This window comes from Stenotrophomonas sp. JC08, from assembly GCF_052180205.1.
Lineage (GTDB): Bacteria > Pseudomonadota > Gammaproteobacteria > Xanthomonadales > Xanthomonadaceae > Stenotrophomonas.
In genome coordinates this window covers 799,769-821,445 of sequence record NZ_CP197473.1, presented here as the reverse complement: position 1 = coordinate 821,445, position 21,677 = coordinate 799,769, and the positions used below count along the sequence as shown (strand labels likewise).

Below are 21,677 nucleotides of genomic sequence, written 5' to 3'. Positions count from 1 at the left end.
TGTCAGTGCGCCGCGAGCGCGGCATGGCCGGCATGCGCTTCCGGCGCGTCGGGCGCGACCTGCACGCCGGACGCGTCCGGCTCCTCCGGCCCCTTGCGGATCGCCTTCAGCAGCAGCCGGAAGCCGACGATCGCCAGCGCCGTGTAGAGCACGAAGAACACCAGCAGGCTGATCACCAGGTCGAGCACCGACAGTCCGGACACGGCGTAGAAGGTCGGCAGCACGCCCTCGATCACCCATGGCTGGCGCCCGAACTCGGCCACGAACCAGCCGCACTGGATCGCGACCCACGGCAGCGCCGCGCTCCAAAGCGCTACCTTCAGGAAGCGTCGGCTGTGCTCGAGCCTGCCGGTCGACACCAGCCAGAATGCGAACGCAAAGAAGCCGATGAAGTAGAAGCCCAGCGCCACCATCGCCCGGAACGTCCAGAACAGCGGCATCACCTGCGGCACGGTGTCGAACGCCGCGGCCTCGATCTCCGCCTGCGTGGCGTTCTGCACGTCGTCGCGGTAGCGCTTGAGCAGCAGCCCGTAGCCAAGGTCGGGCCAGGCCTGCGCGAACAGTTCGCGCGCCTCGCGGTCGCCTGCGTCCGCGCGCACCCGCTCCAGCGCGGCATAGGCGCGCATGCCGTTGACGATCCTGCGCTCGGCCGAGTCCACCAGTGCATTGATGCCCGGCATCTCCTTGGAGATCGAACGCGTGCCGATCAGGCCCATCGCCCACGGCACGTGCACCGCGAATTCGTTGCGGCGCTCGGACTGGTTGGGCCAGGCCACGATGTTGAAGCTGGCCGGCGCGGGCTCGGTCTCCCACATCGACTCCATCGCCGCCAGCTTCATCTTCTGATGTTCGGTGCTGAGGTAGCCGCTCTCGTCGCCCAGCACCACCACGCTCAACGAAGCCGCGAGGCCGAAGCTGGCCGCCACCGCCATCGAGCGCTTGGCGATGTCGAGGTGGCGCCCGCGCAGCAGGTACCAGGCGCTGATCGCGGCCACGAACATCGCCGCGCTGACGTAGCCGGCCGCGACCGTGTGCACGAACTTGGCCTGCGCCACCGGATTGAGCACCACCGCCACGAAGTCGGTCATCTCCATGCGCATGGTGTCGGGATTGAACACCGCGCCGACCGGGTTCTGCATCCAGCCGTTGGCCACGAGAATCCATACCGCCGACAGGTTGGTGCCCAGCGCCACCAGCCAGGTCACCATCAGGTGCTTGACCTTGCTCATCCGGTTCCAGCCGAAGAAGAACAGGCCGATGAAGGTCGCTTCGAGGAAGAACGCCATCAGTCCCTCGATGGCGAGCGGCGCGCCGAAGATGTCGCCGACGTAATGGCTGTAGTACGACCAGTTCATGCCGAACTGGAACTCCATGACGATGCCGGTGCCCACCCCGAGCGCGAAGTTGATCCCGAACAGCACGCCCCAGAACATCGTCATCCGCCGCCAGATCTCGCGGCCGGTCATGACGTAGACGCTCTCCATGATCGCCAGCAGGAACGACAGCCCCAGCGTCAGCGGCACGAAGATGAAGTGGTACATCGCGGTCAACGCGAACTGCAGCCGCGACAGGATCACGACATCGAGTTCACCCAGCATGGCACTCTCCGATCATCAGGTGGAACAGCCATCCATCGCGGCGCGTGGAACCGGCCGGACTCCATGTCCGCGAGCGGCCGCCCGATCGCCACGACGCTGCCGGAGAGGCGTGGCGGTCGTCCGATTCAACCCCGCGGCGTTTCATTATCCTGCGCAACTCCGTCACGAATAAGAGGACAAAACGACGCACCCGCGACGGGCTCAGGCCGCCTGCGCGGAGAACTCCTCGAACGCCGCCAGCGCGTTGGCCGCGTACATCAGCGACGGCCCGCCGCCCATGTAGACGGCGACGCCGAGCATCTCGCGGAACTCCTCCGGCGTGGCGCCCAGGCGCACCAGCGCCTTGGCGTGGAAGCCAAGGCAGGCGTCGCAACGCGCCGCCACGCCGATCGCCATCGCGATCAGTTCCTTGGTCTTCTCGTCCAGCGCGCCCGGCGCCAGCGCCGCCTTGCTCAGCGCGCCGAAGCCCTGCATGACCTCGGCGTTGTGCGTGCGCAGCGGCGTCAGGTTCTTCGAAACGCTGCGCGTCAGATCGGTGTAGGAATCGATGGCGGACATGGCTGTCATCCTTCAGTGGGTGGGAGTGCGGAAGGCGACCCGCGCTTGCGCACGACCAGGTCGACCAGCGCCGACATGCCTGCATGGCCAGTGCCCTCGGCCAGCACGCTGTCGTGTTCTTTCAAATGGAGCAGTTGCATGCAGGCGAAGGCATCGCGCAGCAGGCTGGCGGTGTAGAGCTTGTCCGCGTCCGGCGGGCCGCCGGTGCCGTACTCGAGCTGCTCGGGGCGATAGCCTTGCAGCAACAGGAGTCCGCCAGGCTTCAGTGCGCGCTGCATGCCGTCGAACATGGCCTCGCGCAGCGCCGGATCGGCGAACTGGACGAAGATCGCCACGACCGCGTCGAAACGTTCCGCGCCCCAGTCCCACTCGCCCAGGTCGACCCGTTCGGTGGCGATGCGCACGCCGCGCGCGGAGGCCAGCTTCCTGGCTTTCTCCAGACCCGTTTCGGAAGCGTCCACGGACAACACGTTCATGCCCTGCGCTGCCAGCCAGACGCCGTTGCGGCCCTCGCCGTCGGCCACCGCCAGCACGGACATGCCGGGCACCAGCCGGTGCGCCTGCGAGGCGAGGAAGGCATTGGGCTCTGTACCGAATACGTAGTCGTCGGTGCGGTAGCGCGCGTCCCAGCGGGCAATGTCGGCCTTGCCGGTTTCCACGGCGCTCATGTCGCACTCCCGCCGCGGACGACCGGCAGGCCACTGGCCGCCCACGCGGCCATGCCGCCGTCGACATTGACGTAGCGGCGGCGCGCATCCTTGGCCAGCGACGACTGCGCGATGCGCGAGCGCATCCCGCTCTGGCAGACCAGCAGGACTTCAGCGCCTTCCGGCACCGGGCACGCGTCGAGCGCGCCCGCGCCCTGCGCGCGGATGCGGCCGAGCGGCAGGTGGACGGCATCGGCGGCGTGGCCGGCGGCGAATTCGCCGGGCTCGCGGACATCGACCAGCACCGCGCCGCGGTTGATGCGCTGCACCGCCTCGCGCGGGCCGACCTGTTCGCCGCCCATCCCCAGCAGCGCCTTGAGCAGTCCGATCATGCCGCCCTCTTCTTCTTCGCCCGCGCCGGAGCGGTGCTGCAGTAGATGCCGTGCAGGGTCTGCATCACCTGCGCCGCCGGCCCGGGCATGAGCGAGTAGTAGATGACCTGCGCCTCGCGGCGGGTCTGCACCAGGCTTCCCTCGCGCAGCACCGCCAGGTGCTGCGACAGCGCGGACTGGCTGAGGTCGAGCATCGCGTTGATCTCGCCGACCGAACGCTCGCCCTCCGCCAGCAGGCACAGCACCTGCAGGCGCTTCTCGTTGGCCAGCGCCTTCAACAGCCGCGCCACGTCGCCGGCATGCGCCCGCATCGCCTCCATGTCGAAGGCGATGTTCGCTGCCTTCGCCGTCTTGGTCTTCTTCGGTGCCATCGTCATTCCATGCTCACGGACAGGTCTGCATTGCGCCACGCCTCGAAGCCGCCGGCAAGCGAACACACGTCGGTGAAGCCCAGCTGCCGCAGGCTGTCGGCGGCCAGCGCGGATCGCCCGCCCGTCCGGCAGTACAGCACCATGCGGCGGGAAGGCTCCGCCAGGGCCGCGTCCGCGACGCAGGTCATCGCCGGATGCGCATGGATCTGGAACTCCAGCACGCCCCGCGGCAGGTTGACCGCGCCCGGCAGGTGGCCCTGCGCGTACTCGTCCGGTTCGCGGACGTCGACCAGCACGAGATCGCCCGCGAGCGTATCCACCAGGTCCTCCAGGGAGATCTCGCGGATTTTCGAACGGGCCTCGGCCACGAGGTCTTCGACGGTGCGGGGCATTGCAGCGTTCCGGCAACACGAGTTGACTACAATATACGATATTGCTAATTTAGATGCAACGGGATCGAGGCGGCCCGGCTCCCGGGCCGGATCCGGCGCCTGGGAGGGCATGACAATGACGCACATCGTGGTACTGGGCGCGGGCATCGGCGGCATGAGCGCCGCCTACGAACTGCGCGGCACGCTGGGCCCCGAGCCGCGGATCACCGTGATCGGCGAAGGCGACCTGTTCTCGTTCACCCCGTCGAATCCGTGGGTGGCGGTGGGCTGGCGCAAGCCGGAGGACGTGCAGATCGCGGTGCCGGGCCATCTCGCGAAGAAGAAGATCGCGTTCGAGGGCGCCGGCGCGGAACTGGTCGAGCCGGCGCACAACCGCGTGCGGCTGCGCGACGGCCGCCACGTGGCCTACGACCACCTGGTCATCGCCACCGGCCCCCGGCTGGCGTTCGACGAGATTCCGGGGCTCGGCCCCGACACGGGATTCACCCAGTCGGTCTGCACCACCGTGCACGCGACCGCCGCATGGGAGGCCTACCAGGCGTTCCTGGAGAACCCCGGCCCGATCGTGGTCGGCGCCGCGCCGGGCGCGAGCTGCTTCGGCCCGGCCTACGAGTTCGCGATGATCCTCGACCGCGACCTGCGCAAACGCAAGGTGCGCGACAAGGTGCCGATGACCTACGTGACGCCGGAGCCGTACATCGGGCACATGGGCCTGGGCGGCGTCGGGGATTCCAAGGGCCTGATGGAAGCCGAGTTCCGCCAGCGCCACATCGGCTGGATCGTCAACGCGAAGATCGCCGAGGTGCGCGACGGCGAGATGGACGTCGTCGAGGTGGACGAGGACGGCCAGCCGAAGAAGACGCACACGCTGCCGTTCAAGTATTCGATGGTGCTGCCGGCGTTCACCGGCGTGGATGCGGTGAGGCGGGTCGAAGGGCTGTGCAACCCGCGCGGCTTCGTTCTGATCGACAGGCACCAGCGCAATCCGGCCCACCCGAACATCCATTCGCTGGGGGTGTGCGTGGCGATCCCGCCGGTGGAGGCGACGCCGGTGCCGACCGGCGCGCCGAAGACGGGCTTCATGATCGAGTCGATGGTCACCGCAGTGGCGCAGAACATCCGGGCCGACCTGAAGGGAGAGCCTGCGACCGCCGAGGCGACGTGGAACGCGATCTGCCTGGCCGACATGGGCGACACCGGCGCGGCCTTCGTGGCGCTGCCGCAGTTCCCGCCGCGCAACGTGACCTGGGCCAAGGTCGGCAAGTGGGTGCACCTGGCCAAGGTGGCCTTCGAGAAGTACTTCCTGATAAAGATGAAGTCCGGCAACACCGAACCGATCTACGAGAAATACGTGCTCAAGCTGCTCGGCATCCTGCGTACCCGCTGAAACACATCCCCACTCCCAAGGAGAACATGCCATGAACCTCGACCGTGCCGTCCTCGCCTTCGCGGGCCTGATGACCCTGATCAGCTTGGCGCTGGCCCAATTCGTCTCGCCGCTGTGGCTGTGGTTCACCGCCTTCATCGGCGTGAACATGCTGCAGGCCAGCGTCACCGGCTTCTGTCCCGCCGCCATCGTGTTCCGCAAGCTGGGCGTGGCCAGCGGCTGCGCGTTCAAGTGAGGAACCCCCGGTGACGCGCAACACGACCATGCCTTTCCGCCTTGCCCCGACCCGCGCCGGCCTCGCGCTGCTGCTGGCGGGCGCACTGGCCGCCTGCGGCAGCGACGAGCGCCTCCGCGAACCCTCCCCGATCCAGGGGCTCGACATGCTGACCGTGGGCGCCGCCGACGCGGGCCGGGGCCGCGCCTGGGACGGCGTGGTCGAGGCGGTGCGCCAGGCCACGCTGACCGCGCAGACCAGCGGCCGCGTCGCCGAAGTCCTGCGCGACGTCAACGATCACGTCGCCGCGGGCGAGGTGCTGGTGCGGCTGAGCGCGGTGGAGCAGCAGGCCGGCGTGGACGCCGCCCGTGCGCAGCTGCAGCTGGCCGAAGCCACCTACCGGCGCATGGCCGGCCTCGCCGAAGGGCAGTACGTGTCGAAGATGCAGCTCGACCAGGCGCGCGCGGAACGCGACGCCGCCCGCGCGCAGCTGGCCAACTTCAGCCAGCAGACCGCCTACACCACGATCCGCGCGCCGTACGCCGGCATCGTCGCCTCGCGCGACGTGGAGCCCGGCGAGAGCGTCGGCATCGGCCAGCCGCTGATGACGGTGTTCTCGCCCGGGGCGCTGCGCATCGAAGTCAGCATCCCGCAATCGGACGCGGAACGCGTGCGCGCGAACCCGGTGGCGACGGTGACCTTCGACGACGGCCGCAGCGTGGAGGCATCCGGAGTCACCGTGTTCCCCGCCGCCGATCCATCCACCCACGCGGTGAAGGTGCGCCTGGAGTTGCCCGCGCTCGACCCCGCGCCGCAGCCGGGCGCCACCGCCAAGGTGGCGTTCCCGGCAGTGGCTGGCGCGGCGCATCCGCGCATTCCGGCGTCGGCACTCGTGCGCCGGGGCGAGGTGAACGCGGTGTACGTGCTGGCCGACGGTCGCCTGTCGCTACGCCAACTGCGGCTGGGCGAGCGCGCCGGCGACGACATCGACGTGATCGCCGGCCTTGCGCCGGGCGAGACCATCGCCGCCGATCCGGTGGCCGCGGTGCAGGCGCTCGTCGCCGCGCGCCAGGGCGATTGACGTGACGGCGCGCGACACCACGCCCCGGCTCGGCATCTCCGGGCGCATCGCCGCGACCTTCCAGGCCAACCCGCTGACGCCGATCCTGGCGCTGCTCGGCCTGCTGCTCGGCGTGGTCGCGGTGATGATCACGCCGCGCGAGGAGGAACCGCAGATCGACGTGACCATGGCCAACGTCATCGTGCCCTTCCCCGGCGCCGACGCGCGCCAGGTCGAGCAGATGGTCACCTATCCGCTCGAACAGAAGCTGTCGGAGATCGAACAGGTCAAGCACGTCTATTCGATCAGCCGCCCGGGCATGGCGGTGCTGACGGTGGAGTTCGAGGTTGGCGTGAAGCGCCAGCCGGCGCTGGTACGGCTGTACGACAAGGTGTTCAGCAACCAGGACTGGATGCCGCCCAACCTTGGCGTCGGCCAGCCGATCGTCAAGCCCAAGGGCATCGACGACGTGCCGGTGATGGCGCTGACGCTGTGGACGGACGATCCGGAGCGCGGCGCACAGGATCTGACCGAAGTGGCGCATACGCTGGAGACAGAGCTCAAGCGCATTCCCGGCACCCGCGACGTGTTCACCATCGGCGCGCCGGAGCGCGCGGTGATGGTGGAACTCGACGCCGCGCGCCTGGCCAGCCACGGCCTGACCGTGCACGACCTGGCCGGCGCGCTGCAGGCGGCCAACCTCGCCCGCCAGGCCGGCGAGCGCGTCGGCGGCGATGGCGTGGCGCAGGTGACCTCGGGACAGTTCCTCGCCGACCGCGACGACGTGGCGAACCTGGTGCTCGGCGTGGCGGGCGGGCAGCCGGTGCGGCTGGAGGACGTGGCGATGGTGCGCGACGCCGCCGACACGCCGTCGAGCTACGTCTGGCACGGCGCGCCGGCCGGCCGCGGCGGCCCCGCCAGCGGCGTGGCACCCGCGGTCACGCTGGCGATCGCCAAGAAGCCAGGCAGCAACGCCTCCGACATCACCCGCGCCGCGCTGCAGCGCATCGATGCGTTGCGCGGACAGGTGATTCCCGAGGGCATCCACGTCGAAGTGACGCGCGACTACGGCCTGACCGCCAGCGACAAGGCAAAGACGCTGATCCAGAAGCTGTTCTTCGCAACGGGGTCTGTCGTATTGCTGGTGCTGTTCGCGCTGGGCAGGCGCGAGGCCGTGGTGATCGGCAGCGCGGTGGTGCTGACGCTTGCGGTCACGCTGTTCGCATCCTGGGCAATGGGCTTCACCCTCAACCGCGTGTCGCTGTTCGCGCTGATCTTCGCCATCGGCATCCTCGTCGACGACGCCATCGTGGTGGTGGAGAACATCCACCGGCACATGGCGCGGGGCGGGAAGTCGCTGCGCGAGGCGATCCCGCCCGCCGTCGATGAAGTCGGCGGCCCGACCATCCTGGCCACCTTCACAGTGATCGCGGCGCTGATGCCAATGGCCTTCGTCACCGGCCTGATGGGGCCGTACATGCGGCCGATCCCGATCAACGCCTCGGTCGGCATGCTGCTGTCGCTGCTGATCGCGCTGATCGTCACCCCGTGGCTGTCGCTGAAGCTGCTCAAGCGGCACGCGGGCGGCCATGCCGCGCACGATGACGGAACCGGCGACAGCGGCCACGCCGAAGGCACCATGGCCGCGCGCCTGCACCGCGTGTTCGAACGGATGATGACGCCGTTCCTCGATCCCGAACGAGGCGCCCGCCGCCGCTACGCGCTGTTCGCGGCGATGGCCGGGCTTGTGCTGCTGGCCGCGAGCCTGGCGGTATTCCAGTTGGTGGTGCTGAAGATGCTGCCGTTCGACAACAAGTCCGAACTGCAGGTCGTGGTCGACCTGCCCGAGGGCCGCACGCTGGAGGACACCAATGCGCTGCTGACCGACCTGGCCGCGGTGCTTGACCGCACGCAGGAGGTGCGCGACTACCAGGGCTACGCCGGCACCGCCGCGCCGATCAACTTCAACGGCCTGGTGCGCCAGTACGACCTGCGCGCCGGCGCCAACGTCGGCGACCTGCAGGTGAACCTGGTCGACCGCCGCGAGCGCAGCCGCAAGAGCCACGACATCGCCGTGGCGCTGCGCCCGCAGATGGCCGACGTCGGCCGCCGCCACGACGCCTCGGTCAAGGTGGTGGAAGTGCCGCCCGGCCCGCCGGTGCTCTCGCCGATCGTGGCCGAGGTCTACGGCCCGGACTACGCGCGCCAGCGCCGGATCGGGCTGGCGCTGGAGCAGCGCTTCCTTGCCACCGAAGGCATCGTCGACGTCGATACCACCGTCGAGGCCGACGCCACGCGGGAGGTACTGGCCATCGACCGCGTGCGCGCCGCGCGGCTCGGCGTGGCCCAGTCGGCCGTCGCCGAGACCATCGCCGCCGGACTGTCGGGCATGGATGCGACCTGGGTGATCGACGGCAGCTCGAAGTACCCGCGCCCGATCCGCCTGCGCCTGCCCGCCGCGGAGCAAGCCACGCTCGACGGACTGCTCGGCCTGCGCGTGCGCGGTGGCGATGGCCAGCTGGTGCCGCTGTCGGAGCTGGTGCAGGCGCAACCGGCGCGCTGGGACGGCGCGATCCACCACAAGGACCTGCTGCCGGTGGTCTACGTGATGGGCGACGAGAGCGGCACGGTGGACAGCCCGCTCTACGGCATGTTCGACCTCGTCGGGCAGGTCGCCGACAACGCCATCGACGGACAGCGCCTGTCGCAGTTCTTCATCCGGCAACCGCCGGACACCGCCGGCTTCGGCATCAAGTGGGACGGCGAATGGCAGATCACCTACGAGACCTTCCGCGACATGGGCATCGCCTACGCCGCGGGAATGGTGCTGATCTACCTGCTGGTGGTCGCATATTTCCGCAACTACATCGTGCCGCTGGTGATCATGGCGCCAATCCCGCTGACCGTGATCGGGGTGATGCCCGGCCACGCGCTGCTGGGCATGCAGTTCACCGCCACCAGCATGATCGGCATGATCGCGCTGGCCGGGATCATCGTGCGCAACTCGATCCTGCTGGTGGACTTCATCAACCACGAACTTGCGCGCGGTCGCGCGCCGGCGCAGGCGGTGATCGACGCCTGCGCGGTGCGCGCGCAGCCGATCGCGCTGACCGCGCTGGCGGCGATGGCCGGCGCATTCTTCATCCTCGACGACCCGATCTTCAACGGACTGGCGATCTCGCTGATCTTCGGCATCCTCGTCTCGACCGTGCTGACCCTGGTCGTCATCCCGCTGCTGTACTACGCGCTGATCGCGCGCCGCCATCCGGAGGAAGCCACGCCATGAACCAGCGATACGTCCGCGCCGCCAGCCTGTCCGTCCTCGCCGCCGCGCTGCTCGTCGCTTGCGCGCAGGATGCGCCCCCCGTCGCCGCGCCTGCCGCGCCCGCCGACGAAGCACCGGCGGCCGATGCCGACGCTGTCGTGCCTCCGGCCGCCCCGGCTGACGATGCCGAGCTCGACCGCGCCCAGGCTGCGGCGGCGGCCTTCGGTAGCCGGCTGCGCGGCCGGCTGCAGGCGGCGATGGCCGAAGGCGGCCCGACCGCGGCGGTCGAGGTCTGCCACACCGAGGCGCCGCGCATTGCCGAGGCGGTGATGGCCGAACACGGCGTGCGACTGGGTCGTGTCGCTGTCCCTGGCCGCAACCGCAACCCGGTACAAGCCGCCAACGACTGGCAGCTGTCGACGCTGAAGATCTTCGGGCAGCGCGTCGCCGACGGCGAACCCGCCGGCGAGCAGCTCGCCGTCATTCGCGACCATCTGCCGGGCGGCGTCGCGCTGCGGATGATGCGCGGCATCGCCACCGAACCGGGCTGCCTGGCCTGCCACGGCAGCGACGTCGCGCCCGACGTTCGCGAAGCGATCCTCGCAAACTACCCGCACGACGGCGCCACCGGCTTCGCGGTCGGGGACCTGCGCGGCGCGCTGTGGGTCGAGGTGCCGGGATCCGATCCGGCCACGGGGGGATCGCCATGAGCATCGACAGCCCGATCCGCATCCGCCTCGAGCAGGATGGCGACTATGCGTTCCGCATCATGTTCGACAACGTCGCGCTTGCGCCGCTGCTGACCGACGAACCCGCACCGCTCGGCCACGACCGGGGGCCGAATCCCTCCCGTCTGCTGCTGGCGGCGGTCGCCAACTGCCTGGCCGCCAGCCTGTTGTTCGCGCTGCGCAAGCATCGCAATGAACCCGGCACGCTGACCGCCGAGATCTGCGCGCTGCCGACGCGAAACGAACACGGCCGCTGGCGGATCGCGTCGGCGAAGGCGACCCTGCATCTGCCCGGCCACAATGCCGACTATCGCAGCCTGGATCGTGTCCTGGCGCAGTTCGAGGACTTCTGCATGGTCACCCAGAGCGTGCGCCACGGCATCGAGGTCGACGTGAACGTGGTCGACAGCGACGGCCGGGTGCTGCTGGGTGACAAGAGTTTCGAGGCCGGTTCTTGAGCTCGCCGCTGCAAATCGCCTGCCCGCACTGCCACGCCTTCAACCGCGTGCCGGGGGAACGCCTGGGCGACGCGCCCAACTGCGGGCGCTGCGGCAAGGCGCTGTTCGCCGGGCAACCGGTGAGGCTGGACAGCGGCAACTTTGACCTGCACGCGGCACGCTCGGAACTGCCGCTGCTGGTGGATTTCTGGGCGCCGTGGTGCGGCCCGTGCCGTGTCATGGCACCGCATTTCGAGGCCGCCGCCGCTCTGCTGGAACCGGCGATGCGGCTGGGCAAGATCGACACTCAGGCCAGTTCCGAACTCGGCATGCGCTTCGCCATCCGCAGTATCCCGACACTCGTGCTGTTCAATGCGGGACGCGAGTTGGCCCGCATGTCCGGTGCCATGCCCACCGCCGAGATCGTGCGCTGGGCGCGTGCCCATTTCTGATGCGGTGCTGTACTGGCTTTGCGTCGCCGCGCATCGCAAGTGATTGTCGTCGGCTTCGTCCGTCAGGATCGCGTGTCGCCGCCTTGAGCAAGCCACCATGCGGTCATTCGCACCAGCGATCTGCGCAACTAAAGGTCGATCTTCGCTGGGAAATGACGTGTTTGGCGCTAGTTTGCAGGTGGAGAACTATCGATGGAATTAAGACACCTTCGCTGCTTCATGGTCCTCGGCGAGGAACTGCACTTCACTCGCGCGGCCGAACGTCTACACATCGAACAATCGCCGCTGTCTCGCATCATCAAGGAACTGGAAAACGAACTGGGCGTCCTGCTGTTCACCCGTGACCGGAGAGGAACTCGCCTGACTCAAGCGGGCACGGTGTTCCTACAGGATGTCCGGCGAGTTTTCACGGCGCTGGAGCAGGCGTGCAAGAACGCCAGAGCCGTGTCGGCAGGTTATCGTGGCAGCCTGCGCATCGCGGTCTCCGATGGCGCTGTCGATCCGCGACTATCTACGTTCCTTGCACGTTGCCGCGAAGAAGAACCGGAGGTCGAGTTACGCCTGTCCGAAGTACCGCTGGCCGAGCAGCTGCGCGGACTGCGATCAGGCGATTTCGACATCGGCTTCGCCCATACAGCGGACGTCGGTGACGGTATTGCATCCGAGCCCCTTTGGCGCGACCCTCTCGTCGTGGCAGTTCCCGCTCGGCATCCCCTCCTGATCTACAAGGAAGTGCCGCTACACGAACTAGCCAGTCATTCGTTAATTATGTGCAATCAGCACCTCTGCGAAGGCTACTCCCGCGAACTGACCCGATTGCTGCACCCACTGAATCGGGAGCTCCACATCGCCGAGCGGGTGGCTTCGCTGGACATGATGCTCACCCTGGTTGCGGCAGGCTACGGGATCGGCTTCATGACGACGACCAGGGTCGGTATTTGCCGTCATCCTGACGTCGTGATCCGGCCGTTGGCGATCGACTCAGCGCTGCTGACGACCTATCTGCTCAGGGTGATCAGCAACAGCTCTGCCATTCCTTTAGACCGGTTCACGGCACGACTGCGTGAGCAGGTGAACGACTGACGGAGTGCCGCGCAGTGCTGGGCTCACACCTTCGGCCCTGCACGCAGGTTGTTTTCTGTTGCCGCCATCAAATCCGCAGCGCTTGTCTTCAGTGCAGTAGCGATTTTGAGGATCAAGGCGAGCGTAGGCATGTGTTCGCCGCGCTCGATCTTGCCCATGTGAGAACGCTCGATTTCGGCCAAGGATGCAAGCTCTTCCTGCGCTATTCCCTGCTCCATGCGTGCCGCGCGCACCGCCAAGCCGAAGGCCAACGCCGGCGCAGGTTCATAGGTAGTCGAGCCAGCGGGGCGGCCTCGTCGGACAGTACGCTTCTGCATCAGCAGAAGCGTCGAATACCACCATTAATTAAACCACGTTAAGTTTAACTCTTGGTATGCTACGGAGCTTGCTTTTCCCCGCCACAAATCGCTTCCATAGGGACAGCCATGCGCGCCATCCCCCCGTCATCGGCGCTCAAGCTCTGCGTATCGCCTGGCGTGCCGTCGCACCAGTTGGCGATACTACTCGCGCTCCAGCGCGCGGAGGCGCCCGAGACGCCTGTGGTGATGGAGGAAGTCGCGACATCCGCGGATCTCATCGCGGGCATGAAGGACGGTCGCTACGACATTGGCTTGGCGACAACGGTACCCACCGACGAGGCGCCACTGTGGCGTGACGAGTTGGCGATCGCCGTGCCTGATCGCTCCCCCCTGCTGAGCTACACCGCGGTTCCCTCCAGCGCCCTACGGATCTACCCCTTGCTCCAGAGTCAGCCGCTCGCGTGCGAAGCACTGTTCGGCGAAGAGTGGCGGGTTTCTTGCCAAGTCACGTCGTACGAATTGATGATCGTTATGGTCGCGGCCGGCTACGGGGTAGGCATCGGTTCCCGCCTGCGGATCGAACAGTCCCGGAACTGGGACGTGGTGATGCGACCGCTGGCCGACGGCACCTTCTGGATCGGAACGCACCTGTTCCGATCCGAGCGTCGTGACTCACCGGCCATCGAGCACTTCGTCAGACGAGCGCGGAAGGTCGCGTAGTCCGGTTGCCCTCGCGCTGCGGAATGGGGCCATCGAACATCTGCATGGTCAGGACGCGGCGAACTGCTTTCACCGCCGCGTTCAGATTCTTCGCCGTCACCGCCTCGATCGGCGACTGGCCGCCGAATTCGTCGTAGGGCTGGGTGAGTGCATGGTAAATCTCCCACGGGTCCACGCCACAGGCTGTCTGCTTGAGGATGGCTTGCACCAGTTGGCGCTTGATCGGATCGAGCTGCCAGTCAGGCACGCGCTGGCCACGGTTGCCCAGGCTGATCGACAACAGGTTGCCCGCGGTGACCTCGTAGGTGATCCAGCGTCGCGACTTGCCGGCGAGCTTGGCGTAGTCGGCGACGGAGAGGTTATGGGGCGACTCCAGGATGTCGAGCAGCAGCATCCGCTCGCGCTGGACATTCGACAGCGCCGGCTGCGTCTTCGGGGCGCGCACCGAAGACAGCCGCTGCACTTGGATAGCTCGCTGGGGCGGAGCATCTTGGAGGTTGGATAGCACCAAGGTCGGCACCGTCGTGCTCGTGGGCATCGGTTGCTTGTTAGCGCCGTCGTCGGCCACTGGCAATCCTTCCACGTGGATCGTCAGGGGGACGCTGGCGGCTTCCACTTGGCCTTGCTCCAGCAGATCCAGCCGATCGGCCCAATCCTGCATCATGCGTCGGCGCTGATCGACGTACTCGGCATGGTTGTAGGTGCGACGAACCGGGTTCGGATCGACGTGCGAGAGTTGCGCGTCGATCCACTTGTCGGGATAGCCCAACTCGTTGAGCGCGGTTGAGAGGGTGGCGCGGATGCCATGGCCCGTCAGCCGACCGTCGTAGCCCAAGCGCTTGATCGCCGTATTGAGCGTGTTCTCGCTAATGCGCTGCTTCAAGCTCTTGGCCCCGGGGAATACGTGTTTCTGTCCCTGCTTGAACCGCTCAAGCATGTACTGGACGATCTCCACCGCCTGCACGGACAGCGGCACGATGTACGGCGGAATGTCCTCCGTGCGCAGGTTTTCCTTCTGCATCTTCAGTTCCAGCTGCTTCACCACGTCCGGCGGGATGATCCATAGGCCGTCATCGAGGTGGAACTGATCCGGGGTCGCCAGCCGCAGCTCGCCCGTGCGCACGCCCGTCAGGAACAACATGCGGACGCCGAGCTGGGTCTGCAGCCGGCCGGGGTACTTGCGCAGCAGTTGCAGGAACTCGGGCAGCTCGGGCATGCGCAGGAACGGGTTGTGACGCACGGGCGGCTGCGGCATGGCGACCACATCCAGGTCGGAAGCCGGGTTGCGTTCCAAGCCGGGCACGACCACCAGCGCATACCGGAACAGCTGGTTGAGCCAGGTGCGCACCTTCTCGGCCACCGAGGGCGCACCGCGCTTCTCGATGCGGCCGACGATTTCCAGCAGGTCGGCGCGGGTGATGACGTGGATCGACCGCTTGCCCAGGCTCGGCAGGATGTCCTTGCCGAAGATGCGCGGGATCAGAGAAAGCGTCGTCTGCCGCCCCTTCTTGAGGCGGCCTTGCTCCCGGAACTTCAGCCACTTCTCGTAGACGGCCTGGAACGTGTTCTGCTCGGCCTGGGTCGCCAGTTGCCGATCCCTCGTCCGCTGGCGCTGAGGGTTGATGTCCTTGGCGACGAGCGCCCGCGCCTCGTCGCGACGAGTACGTGCCTCGCGCAGGCTGATCTCGGGATACATCCCGAAGGACATCCGCTTCTGCTGGCCGAGCCAGGTGTAGCGGAAGTGCCAGGTCTTCGTGCCCGTGGCCGAGACGGCCAGCGACAGGCCATCGAAGTCAGGGAGGGTGTAGTCCTTGCCGGTGGTCTTGGCCTGCCGGACGGTGACATCAGAAAGTGCCATGTCTGCTCCTGAACTGAATCAGGAGTCAGATCCTCATCCCATGGCCCGCTCGTCCCCAGCAACAATCCGGACTCGAACCCAACCGCCTTGATGGACTGCTGGATGGACTAAATCAGTCCATCTGTGGGTGGATTCCGGTGGCCTTCACTGGACGCTCATCCGGCGAAAAAGCCTTTGCTGGTAATGCTTTATGGAACTCCTTGGAACTCCATGGAAGCTGAACTGGAGCGGGTGAAGGGAATCGAACCCTCGTCGTAAGCTTGGGAAGCTTCTGCTCTACCATTGAGCTACACCCGCATCAGGCCGCAAGTCTATGCGCGCGGCCGGGTCCGGCGCAACGGGTAGACAGCGGCCGGCACGGTTTCCGTACCTGGGAAAAGGGTGCCGGCATGCAGCCCGACACCCCCGCCTGTTTCACCGGGCCTCCCCGGCAGGCGCTTTCCGGGGAAGTCCCCACCGGCGGGTATGACCCGAGCCGGTGGAACAGGCTCATGACGGCTCAGAAGCTGCCGCTGAACGTGGCAAACAGCGTGGCATCACGGGCCGACTTCTGCGCGATGGTGGTGCTCAGGCCGATGTTGCTGCCCAGCCCCCACAGGTTCATGCGCGCACCGAGTACCGCCGTGGCGTAATCACGGTCGAACTCCAGCCCCGGCACCTTGTAGGTACCGGTATCGGCCATGGTCTGCAGCCACGCACTGGCCTGCCCGCCCTTTTCGAACTCGTGGTCCCAGGTGACCTGCATATACGGCTGCACCGTGCCGCCATCAAAGCGCGCCTGCCAGCCCAGACGGCCGACCGTGGAATCCACGTCCTGGTCGCCATAGCCCAGCGCGGTGGCACTGTGGTTGCTCTCCTCGTAACCATCCAGCTTGACCTTCTGCCAGATCACACCCGCCACCGGACCATGACGGAAGCCGCCTTGCTGGCCGAACTCGTAGCCGGCATTGAGTGCAAGGGTCAGGTTGCTGCCATCCGGCGACCCGCTGTGCTCGCGGGTGGCCGGGCCAAGCTGGACCTTGCGGGTCACGTCATAGCCCAGCCAGCTGTAGCTGGCCTGGCCATTGATCCAGCTGCGCTCGCCATACCAGCCGGCGAACAGGCCCAACGTGGTGTCGTCCTGGCTGAAATCGCCCTTGCTGTTGCCGAAATCGGCCTCCATGCGGCCATAGCCGGCGAAGCCGCCGACCACCATGCCGTCACGCGCCCAGTCGATGCCGAACAGACCTGCCGGCGCGAGGCCGTCATACAGATCGGCGTGGGCATAGCGCTGCATGTCGCCACGCACGTTGCCCCACCAGCTCATGCCATCGGCCGGACGACCGCCGATGTGGCCGCCAACCTGGTCGGCACGGGCGCGACCGGTGGTCTGTGCCGAATGGCTCAACACCTGCTGCAGGCGTGGCGCCTCCAGCACCGAGATCGCGTACTCGCCCAGGATCCTGTGCGCGCCGGTCGTCGGATGTACGCCGTCGGCGAAGACATAGGCATCGGCCGCATCGGGGGCCGCATAGCTGAAGGGGTTGCAGAACAGCGCCGAATCCCCCTTCGGCGCCGGCTGGGTCAGACACGCGGGATTGGCGACATTGCGGAAGCCGAACGTGCCCGGATTGGCAACGATCTCCTGCAGGATGCTGAAGGTGTCGACCGGGATGACCTGCAATCCCGCCTGCTTCAGGCCACCGAACAGCGCATCGTTGTAGGCCTTGGCCAAGGCGGTACCGGTCGCCATTGCCACCGGGCCGCCCTTCCGCGAGGAAGGTGTCAGGCCGATATCCGGCAGGTTCGGCACCATCACGTATTCGGCACCGGCCGCCTTCAAAGTACCAACAATGCCGATCTGGTCGGTCACCGCCGCACCGATGATGGCCTGCGCCTGCGCCGGTGCGGCCTGCACCGCGAACAGATCGTTGGCGCCTCCCCACACGCTGTAGAGCGCGTTGGCATCGGCCTTGCCGCCGTTGGCGGCGAGGTAGGTGTTGAGCTGCGCTTTCATCGAGGTGATCGGTCCAAGCGCGCCCATCACATCCACTCCGACCCGCGCCCCGCCGACGGCATAGTTGTCGCCGTTCTGGCCGTTGCCGTTGGGCTGGGCATCGGTGCCGTAGTAGTCGGCCAGATGGTCCGACCAGACCCAGCCGGGATTGGTGGTGAAACGGCCGACGATGCTGGCATTGGGATCAAGCTGCACCAGCACCGGGCGGAAATGGCCGGTGTCGGTCAGGCTGTCGCCAAAGAACACCGTCTTGGAAAACGGCGATTGCGCCATCGCCGGCACGGCCGCAAATGCCAACGCGACGGCCACGGCCGAGCACAGCGGACGGAACACAGACTTCATGGGGGAGCTCCTGATAGGCGGATGGAAACGGGTGACGTACGCCCCCGCACGTTGCAAGTTTTCCATTCAAGCGTAAGAGGCACACGCTGCGCCGCCGCACGCACTGGGCTTTTGACGGCCCACTGGCGAGAATGGCCGCATGGATATCCAGCTCAATGGCGAACCCCGCCACCTCCGCGCCCCCCTGTCCCTGGCCGGGCTGCTCAATGACGAAGGCCTGGCAGGACGGCGCGTGGCGATCGAGGTCAATGGTGAGATCGTGCCGCGCAGCCTGCATGACACCCACCAGTTGCAAGACGGCGATGTGGTCGAGATCGTGCATGCCCTGGGAGGCGGCTGAAAGCTGAGCTGCACTCGCAGCAGCCCTGCGCCGGCGTCTTCTCGGCATCACCTCTGACCGGTCTGGCACCACACCGCAGCAGCGCCTCCGCATCACGATGCAGGGCGGGATGGGTGATAATCCGGCGCATGAACGCAAATGCCCCCACCGACTCGCTGGTCATCGCCGGCAAGAGCTATTCCTCCCGGCTGCTGACCGGCACCGGCAAGTTCAAGGATCTGCAGGAAACCCGCCTGGCCACCGAAGCCGCCGGCGCCCAGATCGTCACCGTGGCCATCCGCCGCACCAACATCGGCCAGAACCCGGGCGAGCCCAACCTGCTCGACGTGCTGCCGCCGGAGCGCTACGCGATCCTGCCCAACACCGCCGGCTGCTACACCGCCGAAGACGCGGTGCGCACCTGCCGCTTGGCGCGTGAACTGCTCGACGGTCACAACCTGACCAAGCTCGAAGTGCTGGGCGACCAGAAGACCCTGTACCCGGATGTGATCCAGACCCTCAAGGCCGCCGAGATGCTGGTCAAGGACGGCTTTGACGTGATGGTCTACACCTCCGACGACCCGATCCTGGCCAAGCGCCTGGAAGAGATCGGCTGCGCCGCGGTGATGCCGCTGGCCGCGCCGATCGGTTCGGGGCTGGGTATCCAGAACAGGTACAACCTGATCGAGATCATCGAGAGCGCCAAGGTGCCGATCATCGTCGACGCCGGCGTCGGCACCGCCTCCGATGCGGCCATCGCGATGGAGCTGGGCTGCGACGGCGTACTGATGAACACCGCCATCGCCGGTGCGCGCAACCCGGTGCTGATGGCCAGCGCCATGCGCAAGGCGGTGGAAGCCGGGCGTGAAGCGTTCCTGGCCGGGCGCATCCCGCGCAAGCGCTACGCCAGCGCCTCCTCGCCGGTGGACGGGTTGCTGGGCTGATGACCAATCCGTTCGACAGTGCCGGTGCCAAGGCACCGCCCAAACCGTTCACCGTGACCGAAGGTCGCCGTGAGATCCGCAGCTTCGTGCTGCGCCAGGGGCGTTTCACCCCGGCCCAGCAGCGCGCGTTCGACGACGCCTGGCCGCGTTTCGGCGTCGACTACAACGGCCAGCCACGCGATCTGGATGCCCTGTTCGGGCGCGACGCACCGAAGGTGATGGAGATCGGCACCGGCAATGGCGCCGCGCTGCGTTTTGCCGCGGGCTTCGATCCCAGCCGCGACTACATCGGACTGGAAGTCCACGCGCCGGGCGTCGGCCGGCTGCTCAACGATCTGGTGGCCGACAACGTGACCAATGCCAAGGTCTACCACCATGACGCGGTAGAGGTGCTGGAGCAGGAAATCGCCGACGGGGCGCTGGATGAGATCCGCATCTACTTCCCCGACCCCTGGCACAAGAAGCGCCACAACAAGCGCCGCCTGGTGCAGCCGGCATTCGCCCAACTGCTGGTGCGCAAGCTGCGCATCGGTGGCCGCCTGCACTGCGCCACCGACTGGGAGGATTACGCCGAACACATGTGGGACGTGCTCGATGCCACTGCCGGGCTGGTCAACCGTGCCGGCCCGCGCGGTGCGGTGCCGCGCCCGGACTGGCGGCCGCAGACCCACTTCGAGACCCGCGGCCAGAAGCTCGGACATGGTGTCTGGGACCTGCTCTACGACCGCATCTGACCGGGATCACTGAAGGAACCGCACTGGCATGGATACCGCGCTGACGCTGACCACCGACATGAAGCTCGTGCTCGGGCTGGTCGGCTTCACGATGGCGATGTTCCTGTTCGAGCGCATCCGCGCCGACGTGGTGGCGCTGGTGGTGATGGTGGTGCTGGGCGTCACCGGATTGATCGCGCCGGAGGAGATCTTCGGCGGCTTCTCCGGCAACGCGGTGATGAGCATCATCGCCACCACCATCCTCGGTGCCGGGCTGGACCGTACCGGCGCCTTGAACCGGCTGGCCGGCTGGCTGCTGCGCCGCTCGCGTGGACTGGAACAGCGCCTGCTGCTGCTGACCTGCGCCACCGCCGGGTTGAACTCCTCCTTCATGCAGAATCCATCGGTGATGGCGCTGTACCTGCCGGTCGCCTCGCGGCTGGCCTCGCGCACCGGGCTGACGCTGCAGCGGCTGTTGCTGCCGATCTCCGCGGCGATCGTGATGGGCGGTGCGCTGACCATGGTCGGCAACTCGCCGCTGATCCTGCTCAACGACCTGCTGATCTCGGCCAACAACAACCTGCCTTCCGGCAGCGCCACGATCGAGCCGCTGCGCATGTTCGCACCGCTGCCCATCGGCGTGGCACTGCTGCTCGCCTCGCTGCTGTACTTCCGTTTCCGCGGCGACCGCAAGCTTGCCGAGAACGAGAAAGAGGTCAACGGCGGCCAGACCCCGGCGCGTACCGACAGCTATTTCGCGCAGACCTACGGCATCAAGGGCGATGTCTTCGAACTGCTGGTCACCGCCGAGAGCCCGCTGGTCGGCATGACCGTCGGTGAAGCGGAGAGCCTGTTCGACGCACCGCTGCTGCTGGCGCTGAAATCCGGCAACGACACCCGCCTGGCACCACCGGCGGACATGCGCATCTGGGTCGGCAGCGTGATCGGCGCGATGGGCGACAAGCGGCAGGTGGCCGATTTCGCCCAGAACCAGTTCCTGCGCATGTCCTCGCGCCTGCGCAACCTGGGCGACCTGTTCAACCCGGCCCGCGCCGGCATCTCCGAGGCGGTCATTCCGCCCACCTCCAAACTGATCGGCAAGACCGCCGGCCAGCTGCGGCTGCGCAAGGAACGCGGCATCAGCCTGCTGGCGATCAACCGCGACAAGCAGGTGATCCGCGAGGACGTGCGCAACGTGCCGCTGCGTAGCGGCGACATGCTGGTGTTCCACAGCATCTGGCAGGACCTGGCCGCTGCGGCGGAAAGCCGCGACTTCGTGGTGGTCACCGACTACCCCAAGGGCGAGCAGCGGCCGCACAAGTTCAAGATCGCCATGGCGATCTTCGCCCTGACCATCATCATCGCGCTGACCTCCAGGCTGCCGGTCGCGCTGACCCTGCTCACCGGCGTGGCCGGCATGCTGCTGACCGGCGTGCTGCGCATGGACGAGGCCTACGCCTCGATCAACTGGAAGACCATCTTCATGATGGCCGGGCTGATTCCGCTGGGCTGGGCGATGGACAGCAGCGGCGCGGCGGCGTGGATCGCCGGCCATACCATCGACAAGCTGCCCGAGGGCATTCCGGTCTGGGCGCTGGAACTGGCGCTGGCCGTGCTCACCACCGCGTTCTCGCTGGTGATCAGCCATGTCGGCGCCACCATCGTGATGGTGCCCATCGCAGTCAACCTGGCGCTGGCGGTGGGCGGCAATCCCACCGCGTTCGCGCTGATCGTGGCGCTGTCGGCCTCCAACAACCTGATGACCGCCTCCAACCCGGTCATCTCGATGATCACCGGGCCGGCCAAGTACGTACCACGCGAGCTGTGGCGGGTCGGCGCGCCGCTGTCGGCGATCTATACGCTGGTGGTGGTGCTGATGATCAACCTGATGTTCTGAGCGTG

Annotated in this window: 22 protein-coding genes and 1 tRNA gene; 13 read left to right on the top strand and 10 right to left on the bottom strand. The window is 67.2% G+C overall.

The features are described from left to right. Positions 1–2 precede the first annotated feature (2 nt). The 6 genes from ACSBPQ_RS03720 to ACSBPQ_RS03695 all read right to left on the bottom strand — a co-directional run bounded on the left by ACSBPQ_RS03720 (position 3) and on the right by ACSBPQ_RS03695 (position 3,958). Positions 3–1,598: a cytochrome ubiquinol oxidase subunit I gene (locus tag ACSBPQ_RS03720; RefSeq protein WP_442683730.1), complete on the bottom strand. Its 1,596-nt coding sequence runs from the start codon at positions 1,596–1,598 to the stop codon at positions 3–5. 201 nt (positions 1,599–1,799) lie between these two features. After that, a complete protein-coding gene (locus ACSBPQ_RS03715) occupies positions 1,800–2,156 on the bottom strand; it encodes a carboxymuconolactone decarboxylase family protein (RefSeq protein WP_442683729.1) in 357 nt (118 codons plus the stop codon). Between the two features lie 5 nt (positions 2,157–2,161). Further along, complete coding sequence (locus ACSBPQ_RS03710) at positions 2,162–2,824, bottom strand: SAM-dependent methyltransferase (RefSeq protein ID WP_442683728.1); 663 nt, start codon at positions 2,822–2,824, stop codon at positions 2,162–2,164. Beyond that, entirely contained in the window at positions 2,821–3,195 is a 375-nt protein-coding gene (locus ACSBPQ_RS03705) for a rhodanese-like domain-containing protein (protein WP_442683727.1), read from the bottom strand. The genes ACSBPQ_RS03710 and ACSBPQ_RS03705 overlap by 4 nt, the downstream gene beginning before the upstream one ends. Continuing rightward, positions 3,192–3,566, bottom strand: coding sequence for an ArsR/SmtB family transcription factor (locus tag ACSBPQ_RS03700; RefSeq protein ID WP_442683726.1), 375 nt, complete (start codon positions 3,564–3,566; stop codon positions 3,192–3,194). Before ACSBPQ_RS03700 ends, ACSBPQ_RS03705 begins: the two co-directional genes overlap by 4 nt. Before the next feature lie 2 nt (positions 3,567–3,568). After that, entirely contained in the window at positions 3,569–3,958 is a 390-nt protein-coding gene (locus ACSBPQ_RS03695; protein ID WP_442683725.1) for a rhodanese-like domain-containing protein, read from the bottom strand. Between the two features lie 109 nt (positions 3,959–4,067). Here ACSBPQ_RS03695 and ACSBPQ_RS03690 point away from each other — a divergent pair, with 109 nt between their 5' ends. The 8 genes from ACSBPQ_RS03690 (at position 4,068) to ACSBPQ_RS03655 (ending at position 12,584) form a co-directional block, all read left to right on the top strand. Continuing rightward, positions 4,068–5,345, top strand: coding sequence for an NAD(P)/FAD-dependent oxidoreductase (locus ACSBPQ_RS03690; protein ID WP_442683724.1), 1,278 nt, complete (start codon positions 4,068–4,070; stop codon positions 5,343–5,345). A gap of 31 nt (positions 5,346–5,376) precedes the next feature. Further along, positions 5,377–5,580: a YgaP family membrane protein gene (locus tag ACSBPQ_RS03685; RefSeq protein WP_442683723.1), complete on the top strand. Its 204-nt coding sequence runs from the start codon at positions 5,377–5,379 to the stop codon at positions 5,578–5,580. 10 nt (positions 5,581–5,590) lie between these two features. Next, the gene (locus ACSBPQ_RS03680) at positions 5,591–6,640 is read left to right on the top strand and encodes an efflux RND transporter periplasmic adaptor subunit (RefSeq protein WP_442683722.1); all 1,050 of its coding nucleotides are present in this window, start codon (positions 5,591–5,593) and stop codon (positions 6,638–6,640) included. 1 nt (position 6,641) lies between these two features. After that, the gene (locus ACSBPQ_RS03675) at positions 6,642–9,905 is read left to right on the top strand and encodes an efflux RND transporter permease subunit (RefSeq protein WP_442683721.1); all 3,264 of its coding nucleotides are present in this window, start codon (positions 6,642–6,644) and stop codon (positions 9,903–9,905) included. Next, positions 9,902–10,594, top strand: coding sequence for a Tll0287-like domain-containing protein (locus tag ACSBPQ_RS03670; RefSeq protein WP_442683720.1), 693 nt, complete (start codon positions 9,902–9,904; stop codon positions 10,592–10,594). Before ACSBPQ_RS03675 ends, ACSBPQ_RS03670 begins: the two co-directional genes overlap by 4 nt. Further along, the gene (locus ACSBPQ_RS03665) at positions 10,591–11,070 is read left to right on the top strand and encodes an OsmC family protein (protein ID WP_442683719.1); all 480 of its coding nucleotides are present in this window, start codon (positions 10,591–10,593) and stop codon (positions 11,068–11,070) included. The genes ACSBPQ_RS03670 and ACSBPQ_RS03665 overlap by 4 nt, the downstream gene beginning before the upstream one ends. Continuing rightward, positions 11,067–11,501: a thioredoxin TrxC gene (gene trxC / locus ACSBPQ_RS03660; RefSeq protein WP_442683718.1), complete on the top strand. Its 435-nt coding sequence runs from the start codon at positions 11,067–11,069 to the stop codon at positions 11,499–11,501. The genes ACSBPQ_RS03665 and trxC overlap by 4 nt, the downstream gene beginning before the upstream one ends. Before the next feature lie 192 nt (positions 11,502–11,693). Continuing rightward, positions 11,694–12,584 carry a LysR family transcriptional regulator gene (locus ACSBPQ_RS03655; protein WP_442683717.1) on the top strand — a complete coding sequence of 297 codons (891 nt, stop codon included), beginning with the start codon at positions 11,694–11,696 and terminating at the stop codon, positions 12,582–12,584. 23 nt (positions 12,585–12,607) lie between these two features. On the opposite strand, the gene ACSBPQ_RS03650 is transcribed toward ACSBPQ_RS03655, so the two are convergent. After that, positions 12,608–12,901 (bottom strand): helix-turn-helix domain-containing protein, encoded by a 294-nt coding sequence (locus tag ACSBPQ_RS03650; RefSeq protein ID WP_239737612.1) that lies wholly within the window; start codon positions 12,899–12,901, stop codon positions 12,608–12,610. A gap of 108 nt (positions 12,902–13,009) precedes the next feature. Here ACSBPQ_RS03650 and ACSBPQ_RS03645 point away from each other — a divergent pair, with 108 nt between their 5' ends. Further along, the gene (locus ACSBPQ_RS03645; RefSeq protein ID WP_442683716.1) at positions 13,010–13,603 is read left to right on the top strand and encodes a substrate-binding domain-containing protein; all 594 of its coding nucleotides are present in this window, start codon (positions 13,010–13,012) and stop codon (positions 13,601–13,603) included. On the opposite strand, the gene ACSBPQ_RS03640 is transcribed toward ACSBPQ_RS03645, so the two are convergent. From ACSBPQ_RS03640 to ACSBPQ_RS03630, 3 genes are all read right to left on the bottom strand, one after another. Continuing rightward, on the bottom strand, positions 13,578–15,461 hold the full coding sequence (locus ACSBPQ_RS03640; RefSeq protein ID WP_442683715.1) for a tyrosine-type recombinase/integrase: 1,884 nt from the start codon (positions 15,459–15,461) through the stop codon (positions 13,578–13,580). The two genes, ACSBPQ_RS03645 and ACSBPQ_RS03640, sit on opposite strands and share 26 nt — an antisense overlap. Before the next feature lie 223 nt (positions 15,462–15,684). Next, positions 15,685–15,758, bottom strand: a tRNA-Gly gene (locus ACSBPQ_RS03635). Between the two features lie 202 nt (positions 15,759–15,960). After that, a complete protein-coding gene (locus tag ACSBPQ_RS03630; RefSeq protein ID WP_442684499.1) occupies positions 15,961–17,766 on the bottom strand; it encodes an autotransporter domain-containing protein in 1,806 nt (601 codons plus the stop codon). A 172-nt stretch (positions 17,767–17,938) separates the two neighbouring features. Here ACSBPQ_RS03630 and thiS point away from each other — a divergent pair, with 172 nt between their 5' ends. From thiS to ACSBPQ_RS03610, 4 genes are all read left to right on the top strand, one after another. Continuing rightward, a complete protein-coding gene (gene thiS / locus ACSBPQ_RS03625) occupies positions 17,939–18,139 on the top strand; it encodes a sulfur carrier protein ThiS (protein ID WP_442683714.1) in 201 nt (66 codons plus the stop codon). 128 nt (positions 18,140–18,267) lie between these two features. Beyond that, a complete protein-coding gene (locus tag ACSBPQ_RS03620; RefSeq protein WP_442683713.1) occupies positions 18,268–19,062 on the top strand; it encodes a thiazole synthase in 795 nt (264 codons plus the stop codon). Continuing rightward, on the top strand, positions 19,062–19,796 hold the full coding sequence (gene trmB, locus ACSBPQ_RS03615) for a tRNA (guanosine(46)-N7)-methyltransferase TrmB (RefSeq protein WP_442683712.1): 735 nt from the start codon (positions 19,062–19,064) through the stop codon (positions 19,794–19,796). Before ACSBPQ_RS03620 ends, trmB begins: the two co-directional genes overlap by 1 nt. A 28-nt stretch (positions 19,797–19,824) precedes the next feature. Next, entirely contained in the window at positions 19,825–21,672 is a 1,848-nt protein-coding gene (locus tag ACSBPQ_RS03610; RefSeq protein ID WP_442683711.1) for an SLC13 family permease, read from the top strand. The last annotated feature ends 5 nt before the right edge of the window (positions 21,673–21,677 follow it).

Coding starts and splice junctions, on each gene's coding strand:
- ACSBPQ_RS03720 (WP_442683730.1), bottom strand. CDS start 1,598: ATGCTGGGTGAACTCGATGTCGTGATCCTGTCGCGGCTGCAGTTCGCG.
- ACSBPQ_RS03715 (WP_442683729.1), bottom strand. CDS start 2,156: ATGTCCGCCATCGATTCCTACACCGATCTGACGCGCAGCGTTTCGAAG.
- ACSBPQ_RS03710 (WP_442683728.1), bottom strand. CDS start 2,824: ATGAGCGCCGTGGAAACCGGCAAGGCCGACATTGCCCGCTGGGACGCG.
- ACSBPQ_RS03705 (WP_442683727.1), bottom strand. CDS start 3,195: ATGATCGGACTGCTCAAGGCGCTGCTGGGGATGGGCGGCGAACAGGTC.
- ACSBPQ_RS03700 (WP_442683726.1), bottom strand. CDS start 3,566: ATGGCACCGAAGAAGACCAAGACGGCGAAGGCAGCGAACATCGCCTTC.
- ACSBPQ_RS03695 (WP_442683725.1), bottom strand. CDS start 3,958: ATGCCCCGCACCGTCGAAGACCTCGTGGCCGAGGCCCGTTCGAAAATC.
- ACSBPQ_RS03690 (WP_442683724.1), top strand. CDS start 4,068: ATGACAATGACGCACATCGTGGTACTGGGCGCGGGCATCGGCGGCATG.
- ACSBPQ_RS03685 (WP_442683723.1), top strand. CDS start 5,377: ATGAACCTCGACCGTGCCGTCCTCGCCTTCGCGGGCCTGATGACCCTG.
- ACSBPQ_RS03670 (WP_442683720.1), top strand. CDS start 9,902: ATGAACCAGCGATACGTCCGCGCCGCCAGCCTGTCCGTCCTCGCCGCC.
- ACSBPQ_RS03665 (WP_442683719.1), top strand. CDS start 10,591: ATGAGCATCGACAGCCCGATCCGCATCCGCCTCGAGCAGGATGGCGAC.
- ACSBPQ_RS03655 (WP_442683717.1), top strand. CDS start 11,694: ATGGAATTAAGACACCTTCGCTGCTTCATGGTCCTCGGCGAGGAACTG.
- ACSBPQ_RS03650 (WP_239737612.1), bottom strand. CDS start 12,901: ATGCAGAAGCGTACTGTCCGACGAGGCCGCCCCGCTGGCTCGACTACC.
- ACSBPQ_RS03645 (WP_442683716.1), top strand. CDS start 13,010: ATGCGCGCCATCCCCCCGTCATCGGCGCTCAAGCTCTGCGTATCGCCT.
- ACSBPQ_RS03640 (WP_442683715.1), bottom strand. CDS start 15,461: ATGGCACTTTCTGATGTCACCGTCCGGCAGGCCAAGACCACCGGCAAG.
- thiS (WP_442683714.1), top strand. CDS start 17,939: ATGGATATCCAGCTCAATGGCGAACCCCGCCACCTCCGCGCCCCCCTG.
- ACSBPQ_RS03620 (WP_442683713.1), top strand. CDS start 18,268: ATGAACGCAAATGCCCCCACCGACTCGCTGGTCATCGCCGGCAAGAGC.
- trmB (WP_442683712.1), top strand. CDS start 19,062: ATGACCAATCCGTTCGACAGTGCCGGTGCCAAGGCACCGCCCAAACCG.
- ACSBPQ_RS03610 (WP_442683711.1), top strand. CDS start 19,825: ATGGATACCGCGCTGACGCTGACCACCGACATGAAGCTCGTGCTCGGG.